At 69.4% G+C, this 3,992-nt stretch carries 3 protein-coding genes; all 3 read left to right on the plus strand.

Annotated elements, in window-relative coordinates:
- A partial coding sequence (gene rlmD, locus GPA_RS07110) for a 23S rRNA (uracil(1939)-C(5))-methyltransferase RlmD (RefSeq protein WP_083808967.1) occupies positions 1-1,005 on the plus strand: 1,005 nt, incomplete at its 5' end.
- A 2-nt stretch (positions 1,006-1,007) separates the two neighbouring features.
- Positions 1,008-3,623: a bifunctional diguanylate cyclase/phosphodiesterase gene (locus tag GPA_RS07115; RefSeq protein WP_015539441.1), complete on the plus strand. Its 2,616-nt coding sequence runs from the start codon at positions 1,008-1,010 to the stop codon at positions 3,621-3,623.
- Positions 3,624-3,730: 107 nt separating this feature from the next.
- Positions 3,731-3,992 (plus strand): pyridoxal-phosphate dependent enzyme (locus GPA_RS07120; protein ID WP_041239225.1); only part of this gene is annotated, 262 nt, incomplete at its 3' end.

Consider the following 3,992-nt stretch of genomic DNA (forward strand, 5'->3'; position numbering starts at 1 on the left):
GGCGACCGCACCCGCGAGGCGCGCGACCGCCGCGCGAAGGGGCGGGCGCGCCACGAGATACTCTGCGGCATGTACGCCGCCCACTCGCACCGCATCGTGCCGACCGACGGGTGCCTCGTGGAGAACGAGCAGGCCAAGCAGGTGATCCTGGCCATCCGCTCCCTCATGCCCCGCTTCGGCATCGAGCCCTACCGCGAGGATGCGCACAGCGGCTTCCTGCGCCACGCCGTGGTGCGCGTGGGGCACACGAGCGGCGAGATGCTGGTGACGCTGGTGACGAACGGCCGGGAGTTCCCCGGCTCCCGCGCGTTCTGCCGCGAGTTGGCAAGGCGCTGCCCCGGCATCACCACCGTCGTGCAGAACGTGAACGAGCGCCAGACGAACGTGATCCTGGGCGAGCGCGAGCAGGTGCTGTACGGCCCCGGGTTCATCCTGGACCAGCTGTGCGGCTTGAGCTTCCGTATCTCGTCCCAGTCGTTCTACCAGGTGAACGCCGTGCAGACCGAGGTGCTGTACCGGCAGGCCGTGGAGCTGGCGCGCTTCTCCGGTACCGAGCGCGCGGTGGACGCGTACTGCGGCACGGGCACCATCGGCCTGGTGGCCGCCAAGCACGGCGCGGCGCAGGTGGTGGGCGTGGACTCCGTGGCGTCGGCCATCCGCGACGCGCGCGAGAACGCCCGGCACAACGGCGTGGAGAACGCCCGGTTCGTCGTGGGCGATGCGGGCGCCTTCATGCGCGAGGCCGCCGCCGGCGGCGAGCAGGTGGACGTGGTGCTCATGGACCCGCCGCGCGCGGGCTCGAGCGAGGAGTTCTTGGAGTCGCTGGCGGCGTGCGCGCCCGCGCGTGCCGTGTACATCTCCTGCAATCCCGAGACGCAGGCGCGCGACGTGCGGCAGCTCGAGCGCCGCGGCTATCGCCTGCGCACGCTGCAGCCGGTGGACATGTTCCCCCACACGGACCACATCGAGACGGTCGCGCTCCTGGAGCGCGAGGGAGGACGGTAGCCATGGATGGGCAGACGAGGGCCGGCGGTCCGGACGGCGCGTCCCCGGGCGCCGGGCGCACGGACGGGGAGCGGGCCGACGCCTACCGGTTCGCGCTCGACACGGTCCTCGACGGCATGCGCGCCAACGTGTACGTCACCGACCCCGCCACCGACGAGATCCTCTACATGAACCGCTACATGAGGGAGGACTACGGGCTGGACCGGCCCGAGGGCACGCTGTGCTGGCAGACGCTGCAGCGCAACCTCGACCGCCGCTGCCCGTTCTGCCCCGTGGACAAGCTCGAGGCCGCGGAGCCGGGCCGTTTGGTGGAATGGGAGGAGACGAGCTCGAAAACCGGTCGCGTGTACCGCAACTGCGACAGCCTCATCCGCTGGTTCGACGGCTCGCTCGTGCACCTGCAGCAGTCCGTGGACATCACCGATGTGAAGACGGCCAGCATCGACGAGCTCACCGAGCTGCTCACGCGGCGCGTCGGCAAGGGTCGCCTGCAGGCGCGCATGGACCGCGAGCGCGACGAGGACGACGTGTTCAGCGTGTGCCTGTTCGACATCAACCGCCTGAAGGAGATCAACGACCGGTTCGGCCATGCCGAGGGCGACGTGGTGCTGCGGGCTGCGGCCGACGCGGCGCGCAGCCAGCTCTCGGGCGAGGAGTTCGCCTTCCGCCTCTCGGGCGACGAGTTCGTCTGCGTGGTGGAGGGCGATGCCGCCGAGGCGCGCGGCAAGATGGAGCGTGCCGACGACCTGCTCTCGAGTCGCGTGAAGGGCGACCTTAGGGAGACGGGCTTCTGCTTCGGCATCGTCGAGGTGCACGGAAGCGACACGTCCGAGGTCAACGAGGTGCTCACCATGGCCGACGAGCGCATGTACGAGCAGAAGCGCCGCCTGCACATCGGGCGCAGCGAGGCGCGTGCACAGGAGGCGTTGGAACGCAACAGCGCCCTGACCGACGAGGACGTGGGCGCGTTCGCGTTCGACGTGGACTTGCTGTACGACGCCTTGGTGGACAGCACCGACGACTACCTCTACGTATGCAACATGAAGACGGGCGTGTTCCGCTACCCGCAGGCCATGGTGGAGGAGTTCGGCCTGCCGGCGCAGGTGGTGGCCGATGCGGCGGCCGTATGGGGCTCGCACGTGCATCCCGACGACCGCCAGGCATTCCTCGAGTCCAACCAGGACATCGTCGACGGGCGCACGACGCGGCACTGCGTGGAGTACCGGGCCCTCAACCGTGCGGGCGAGTACGTGTGGCTGCGCTGCCGCGGCATGCTCATGCACGACGGCAGCGGCGAGCCCAGCCTGTTCGCGGGCTTCATCGCCAACCTGGAGAAGAAGAACAAGGTGGACCACCTCACCGGGTTGTTCAACAAGTTCGAGTTCGAGGACGTGGTGCGCCGCGCCTTGGAGACGCGCCCCGACGAGCGGCTGGGGCTCATGGTGCTGGGGATCGACGATTTGCGCCACATCAACGACCGCTACGACCGCGGCTTCGGCGACGACGTCATCCGCATCATCGCGCATCGCATCCAGAGCGCGCTCGTGGGGCGCGCGCATGTGTACCGTCTGGATGGCGACGAATTCGCCGTCGTGGCGCGCGGGGACGACGCCGCCACCTTGCCCGACGTGTACCAGGCGCTGCACCAGTCCTTCCGCCGCCAGCAGACGCACGAGGGCAAGAAGTTCTACTGCACGCTCTCGGCCGGCTGCGCCCAGTACCCGGCGGACGCCGACACGTACGAGGACCTGGTGAAGTTCGCGAACTATGCGCTGGAGTACGCCAAGGCGCACGGCAAGAAGCGCCGCGTGCCGTTCTCGCCGGGCATCCTGGCGGAGCGCTCGCGCACGCTGGAGCTGGTGGAGCGCTTGCGCGACAGCATCGAGCACGGCTTCGAGGGCTTCCGGCTGGTGTTCCAGCCGCAGGTGAACGCCGCAGACGGGCGCGTGATCGGCGCCGAGGCGCTGGCGCGCTGGAGCTGCGACGCCTGCGGGGAGGTGCCGCCGCTGGAGTTCATCCCGCTGCTGGAGGAAAGCGGCCTCATCGTGCCGTTCGGCGCGTGGGTGCTGCACCGCGCCATGGAGACGGCCGCGCGCTGGCGCGCGTGGGACCCCGGCTTCGTCATGAGCGTGAACCTGTCGTACCGCCAGCTCGACGAGGCCAAGCTTGTGCCCAGCATCGCCGAGGCGCTGGCCGCCACGGGCCTGCCGCCGGCGAACCTGGTGGTGGAGATGACCGAGAGCTGCTTCGCCAGCAGCAGCGAGGCGGCGCAGAAGCTGTTCGCCGGCGTGCGGGCGCTGGGCGTGCGCATCGCCATGGACGACTTCGGCACGGGCTACGCGGCGCTGGGCATGCTGAAGCAGTCGCCGGCCGATATCGTGAAGATCGACCGCACGTTCGTGCGCGACATCCGCGACAGCACGTTCGATGCCACGTTCATCCGGTTCGTGGTGGAGCTGTGCCACGACGTGGGCATCCGCGTGTGCCTGGAGGGCGTGGAGGTGCCGGAGGAGTACGAGGCCGTGAGCGGGATGGGCCTGGACAGCATCCAGGGCTTCCTGTTCGGCCGCCCCTGCCCGCCAGACGAGTTCGAGCGGAAGTTCCTGGGGAAGGGGTAGGCTTCGAGGGCGCGGGGCGGATCGCGAAGATTCCGTGATGGCGCCTTCCCTTGCGCGACCGACGTGGTACGATTTCCTAAAACCCAGTAAAACACTAGGAGATTGACATGGCAGACCATATTTCGAAACTCATCGGCGAGACCCCGCTCGTGCTGCTTGACGCGCTCTCGCAGGAGACGGGCCTTCGCGTGCTCGCCAAGTACGAGGCGGCGAATCCCGGCGCGTCCATCAAGGACCGCGCGGCCCGCTCGATGATCGATGCCGCCGAGGAGCGGGGCGAGATAGCGCCGGGCCGCACGGTGCTCGTGGAGCCCACGAGCGGCAATACCGGCGTGGCCGTGGCCATGATCGGCGCCGCGCGCGGCTACG

It is taken from the genome of Gordonibacter pamelaeae 7-10-1-b, from assembly GCF_000210055.1.
Lineage (GTDB): Bacteria > Actinomycetota > Coriobacteriia > Coriobacteriales > Eggerthellaceae > Gordonibacter > Gordonibacter pamelaeae.

Coding starts and splice junctions, on each gene's coding strand:
- GPA_RS07115 (WP_015539441.1), top strand. CDS start 1,008: ATGGATGGGCAGACGAGGGCCGGCGGTCCGGACGGCGCGTCCCCGGGC.